Source organism: Niveispirillum sp. FG148 (genome assembly GCF_057809655.1).
This window is the reverse complement of record NZ_JBMDKJ010000064.1, coordinates 1-5,317: the sequence shown is the minus strand read 5'-3', so window position 1 is coordinate 5,317 and position 5,317 is coordinate 1. Positions and strand designations below refer to the sequence as shown.

General features: G+C 63.8%; 5 protein-coding genes and 1 tRNA gene. 4 read left to right on the top strand and 2 right to left on the bottom strand.

What is annotated here, in order from left to right; genetic code table 11:
- Nucleotides 1-1,157, bottom strand: a 1,157-nt coding sequence (locus ACODTW_RS28160; protein ID WP_488949538.1) for a hypothetical protein, incomplete at its 3' end; no start/stop codon positions are given.
- A gap of 245 nt (nt 1,158-1,402) precedes the next feature.
- On the opposite strand from ACODTW_RS28160, the gene ACODTW_RS28155 reads away from it, so the two are divergent.
- Together ACODTW_RS28155 and ACODTW_RS28150 are read left to right on the top strand one after the other, a co-directional pair.
- Nucleotides 1,403-1,477, top strand: a tRNA-Met gene (locus ACODTW_RS28155).
- Nucleotides 1,478-1,589: 112 nt separating this feature from the next.
- Nucleotides 1,590-1,868, top strand: coding sequence for a hypothetical protein (locus ACODTW_RS28150; protein ID WP_488949537.1), 279 nt, complete (start codon nt 1,590-1,592; stop codon nt 1,866-1,868).
- A gap of 31 nt (nt 1,869-1,899) precedes the next feature.
- On the opposite strand, the gene ACODTW_RS28145 is transcribed toward ACODTW_RS28150, so the two are convergent.
- Nucleotides 1,900-2,856: a hypothetical protein gene (locus tag ACODTW_RS28145; RefSeq protein WP_488949536.1), complete on the bottom strand. Its 957-nt coding sequence runs from the start codon at nt 2,854-2,856 to the stop codon at nt 1,900-1,902.
- A gap of 256 nt (nt 2,857-3,112) precedes the next feature.
- Here ACODTW_RS28145 and ACODTW_RS28140 point away from each other — a divergent pair, with 256 nt between their 5' ends.
- Nucleotides 3,113-4,909 (top strand): acyl-CoA dehydrogenase, encoded by a 1,797-nt coding sequence (locus tag ACODTW_RS28140; RefSeq protein WP_488949535.1) that lies wholly within the window; start codon nt 3,113-3,115, stop codon nt 4,907-4,909.
- A 158-nt stretch (nt 4,910-5,067) separates the two neighbouring features.
- Nucleotides 5,068-5,280: a hypothetical protein gene (locus ACODTW_RS28135; RefSeq protein WP_488949534.1), complete on the top strand. Its 213-nt coding sequence runs from the start codon at nt 5,068-5,070 to the stop codon at nt 5,278-5,280.
- Nucleotides 5,281-5,317: the final 37 nt, after the last annotated feature.

Below are 5,317 nucleotides of genomic sequence, written 5' to 3'. Positions count from 1 at the left end.
CCGCCGCCGGGGTTCGTGCCGCCGCCGCCGGGGTTCGTGCCGCCGCCGCCGGGGTTCGTGCCGCCGCCGCCGGGGTCTGTACCGCCGCCACCGGGGTTCGTGCCGCCACCGCCGGGGTTCAGACCACCAGGATCGATACCGCCGCCGCCGGGAATGACGCCACCGCCAGGTACGCCACCGCCGCCGCCGCCGGGACCTACGCCACCACCTGTGTTGCCGCCACCGGTGTTACCGCCGCCGGTGTTGCCGCCACCGTTGTTACCGCCGCCCGTGTTGCCGCCACCGGTGTTGCCGCCACCTGAGTTACCGCCGCCGGTGTTACCGCCGCCCGTGTTGCCGCCACCGGTGTTACCGCCGCCCGTGTTGCCTCCACCAGTGTTGCCGCCACCTGTGTTGCCGCCACCTGTGTTGCCGCCACCTGAGTTACCGCCGCCTGTGTTACCACCGGTGCTGCCATGACCGCCGCCGCCAGTACCCGCAACAACGCCACCGACACCGGCCGCCACGCCGGGCGCGATGGCACCGGCGCTGACGCCGGCCGCCGTCGACCCCGTCGCACCACCGCCACCCAGTCCGGAGGAGGCGCCATTGTCCTGCGTCGTCAATTCGGCGACCTGTTGATCATCCTCAGTGCGGCCCTTGATGCTGGTCAATGTGTCATCGCCCAGCGCCACCACCGTACGACCGACCGGATTGATGACCTGGCCCCCCAGAAGCTGGATCTGCGTCTGCAACCCGGTAGCGGCGCTGATGGCCGTCGCTATGGCCCCCAGATTCAGCGGCTGGTTGGCATAGATCACCGGATCCTGGACCATGGCGACCAGGACGACGCGGCCTTTAAGAACACTTTCCATGACATTGACGCCGACACGCACGATTGCCGCGGTCATTGCAGTCGTCGTGGCTGACCCGCTGCCCACAGTGACCCGCAGGTCCCTGATCTCCAGTTCCGGCGGAAAGCCGCTGACTGATTCTGGCTTTGCCATCACCCGCATGCCCCGGACGCCCCCCCCATTCACGGCGGTCAGCACCCGCTCAGCGCGCCCAGGCACATCGAACGCGAAGGGGGCCAGCAGGACCAGCAGGAAGGCGACCACTGTCGTGTAAAGCAGGAAACGGAACAGCCAGCGCAGAGGGGTCAGCAGGAATCGGATCATGGCATTCGACCGGGCACAGGATTTGATTGCGCATCCTAGCAAGGCCGACCACGCAAAGTCTTGTGGTGGTTGGTGCCGGCAACGCTAGATACGGCATTGCATCCGACCGCACCCCCTGTCCCGAAACCATCCCACTGACCCGATGCGGTCCAAACCACAAAAAATCTGAAAACAGGTGTTGACAGGCCCGGCGCATTTTCATAAATAGCGGCTCCCGTTCGGGACTGCCCCGGACACCGAGCTTCGGCACCGTAGCTCAGCGGTAGAGCAGGGGACTCATAAGCCCTTGGTCGCGTGTTCAAATCACGCCGGTGCCACCATCTAAAAGCCCTGCTGGATTCTTCCGGCGGGGCTTTTCGCTTTCGGACCCATGGTCTGCACCGGCGGATGCTATGCTTGCCCCTTCCCTCTCACGACGGATCGGAGCCTGTGATGTCATCCCTGAACAAGCGAACCTGGCGCGTGGCGCTGGCCGTGCTGGTCATCCTGGCCGTATCGGCCTGTGCCCATCAACCGACACCGGAGACGGCGCATGCCCTGCCCGGTCTGCTCTGGGGCCTGCTGCACGGTTTCATCGCGCCCATTTCCTTCATAGGCAGTATTTTCCTGGACGTGCGGATGTACGCCTTCCCCAATGATGGTGTCTGGTACGATCTGGGATTCGTCGTGGGATCCGGCATTCTGTTTGGTGGCGGCAGCAGGGCCGTCTAGGCCCGGTCCGATCCAACCTCGCCGGTCAAAATCAAGCGGCGATCAAGTTGCCGGCGGAGATGCTGGGGCCGACCTTGGCGCTCAAGGGGTTGTAGCGCTTGCCTTCTTCCTCTCCTTGGCCCTGGCCGTCACGGGCGGCGGCTCCGGTGGACCGCTTCTTCTCTTCCTCGTCATCGGTCGGCAGGGCGAGGCTGTCCAGCATCATGATGGTGAAGGTGGAGATCGGCTCCTTGCCTGTGACGGCGGAGCGGTTACCGGTCAACCAGGGTTGTGACGGGCTGTCGGCAGCCACCTGGACGGTGCCCAGCGTGGTGGACCCGGCAAATTGTGCCGGGGCATCGTCGAACTTGGCGGCGAAATTGTCAAAGATCTGGCCGACCGACTTGGCCCGCGTGCCATCATAGAAAACGTTCAGATTGGCCTTGGCTGCTTCCGGAAGCAGAGCGGCTGCCGACTGGTTGGGGTTCTTGTCCATGGCCTTCAGGAACTTGGCCGCCCCGCCCGCTCCCAGGAAATGGGCCATGTACAGTTCGGTATTGCCGACCGGGCGTCCCAGTTCGTTTTCCAGATAGGTTTTGTTGTCATTGGCCAATTCGGCCGCAAAAATGGCGGAAAGCCTGGGATCCTTGCGCAGGTTCAGGATTTCCTGACGCATTTTGGGATCCGACACCCGGGCCTGACCGTCGGACCCGACGCTGATCTTGTCCGCATAGACACCCAGCCCGTGCTTGGCCCCGTGCTGTTCCACCATGTTCAACCATGTCCCTTCGGTGAACTGGAACAGGCCCGTGGCGCTGCTGGTCGATGCCTTCACGTCGGTGCGATACCCGCTTTCCACCGCCGCCTTGTCCATCAGATAGGCAAAATCGACCCCTGTCGCTGCACTGGCCTGTTGCACGGCGCGGATAACCTGGGCCGGCGCATTGCGCGACGTTCCCTGGGTTTCACTGATGCGGCCCTGGTTCAGGTTGGCAAAGTTGGTGGTCACGGCTTGACTCCACGGGTACTGATTTGCACCAGGGCTTAAGCAAACGTCATGCCAAGTTGAGAATCATCGAGCCGGGTGACAGCCGGTTCCTTTTACGTTAACGTAAGGCCCATTCTATCCACCGCGCGGGCGGGCAAAATTTTGTCCGTGCATTTGCATGGGAACGCTTGCCGGTGGGGGCGCTAAGGGCAATCTTGTGCTCCGGTACGGGCGCTGGATCCCGACCTATCGGAACCTCTGGGAGGATTAAGGCGAAATGACCGCTTACAACGCACCCCTTCAGGACATGCGTTTCACCCTGAACCACGTCGTCGGCCTGGAACAGGTCGCCACGCTTCCGGGGTTCGACGTCGTTACCCCGGACCTGGTCGACCAGGTTCTGGAAGAAGCGTCGAAGCTGGCGCGCGACGTGCTGGCTCCGTTGAACTGGGTGGGTGATCAGGAGGGAGCGAAGCTTGAAAACGGCGTCGTGACCACCGCCAGCGGCTTCAGGGACGCCTATTGGAAATATGCGGAAGGCGGCTGGAATGCCGTGCCCTTTGACCCCGATCACGGGGGCCAGGGCCTGCCATGGACCCTGGCCTTGCCGATCCAGGAAATGTGGACGTCCGCCAACATGTCCTTCTCCCTGTGTCCGATGCTGAATCAGGGTGCCGTGGAACTGCTGCAGGCCCACGGGTCGGATCAGCAGAAGAAGCTGTATCTGGAAAAGCTGATCAGCGGCGAATGGACCGGCACCATGAACCTGACGGAGCCGCAGGCCGGTTCCGACGTGGGGGCCGTGCGCACCAAGGCCGTCCCGGGCGCCGATGGCAGCTGGCTGATCACCGGCCAGAAGATCTTCATCACCTTTGGTGAGCACGACTTCACCAGCAACATCATCCATCTGGTGCTGGCCCGCACGCCGACGGCACCGGCCGGCGTAAAGGGCATCAGCCTGTTCGTCGTGCCGAAATTCCTGGTGAATGAGGATGGCAGCCTGGGTCAGCGCAACGACCTGCGCTGCGCCGGCCTGGAGCACAAGATGGGCATCCATGCCAGCCCGACGGCCGTCATGGCCTATGGCGACAATGGCGGCGCCATCGGCTATCTGGTGGGCGAGGAGAACCGCGGCATCGAATACATGTTCACCATGATGAACAACGCCCGTCTGGGCGTGGGTCTTCAGGGCATGGCGATCGCCGAACGCGCCTATCAGCAGGCTGTGGAATATGCCAAGGGCCGCGTGCAGAGCCGTGCCCTGACCGGCAAGGACCCCGCCCCCGTCGCCATCATCAACCATCCCGACGTGCGCCGCATGCTGCTGACCATGAAGTCGCAGATCGAGGCGGCGCGCGCGCTGGTCTATCTGACGGCGTCGGCCCTGGATAATGGCCATCGCAACCCTGACACCGAACTGCGCAAGGCCGCGGCCGCCCTGAATGACCTGCTGACCCCGATCACCAAGGCCTGGTGTACCGACCTGGGCGTTGAACTGACCAGCCTGGGCGTGCAGATCCATGGCGGCATGGGCTTCATCGAGGAAACGGGCGCAGCCCAGCATTACCGTGACGCCCGCATCGCGCCCATCTATGAAGGCACCAACGGCATCCAGTCGAACGACCTGGTCTTCCGCAAGGTGCTGCGCGACGGTGGTGAAGCTGCCCGCTCCCTGATCGGTCAGATGCGGTCGGTGGCCGAAGCGGCTGCCGCCCTGCCCGGCGACGACATGGCAACCGTCGCCGCCAACCTTACCGACGCCATCGATGCGCTGGAGGAAGCCACCAACTGGGTCTTGCTGACCGGCAAGTCCGATCCGGTGGCCGTGGCCACGGGCGCCGTCTCCTATCTGCGCATGTTCGGCGTCACCATCGGCGGTTATCTGACCGCCAAGGCCATGATCGCCGCCAATGGCCTGCTGGGCCAGCCGGGTGCCGACGCCAAGTTCCTGGACGGGAAACTGATCACTGGCCGCTTCTATGCCGACCAGATTCTGCCGTCGGTGCGGGGGCTGCTGAAGGTCGTTACCCACGGGCATCGTGCCGTGATGGCGCTGGCCGACGACCAGTTCTGATTATGCGCAGGGCGTCGGGGGCGGCAATCCATTGCCCCCGACAAACGGCATAGGCCCAACGTCTGAAGATTTAGGCGTTGGGAAGCATGGACTTTGGCATGCGCCGGGTTCCACACTCCCCCTCTAAAGTTATCTTTGATCGGGAGGATTTCGCTGCGATGACCGAGATGTCCGTTTTGGAACTGCGGAGTCTGGCGGCCAAGATCGCCAGCGCTTATGGTCGGGCCAACCCGACCCCCGCAGACAACCTGTCCACGGTGATCCAGTCGGCCTATGCGGGCCTGCAGCGTTGCATTGCCCCGCTCCCGTCACCGACAGCGCCGATTGAAACCAAGGGCCGGCGGCGCCGTGGGCGTCCCCCGTCGAAATAACCATTCCCAGCCTGGTCGGCGGGCATCAATTGATGGC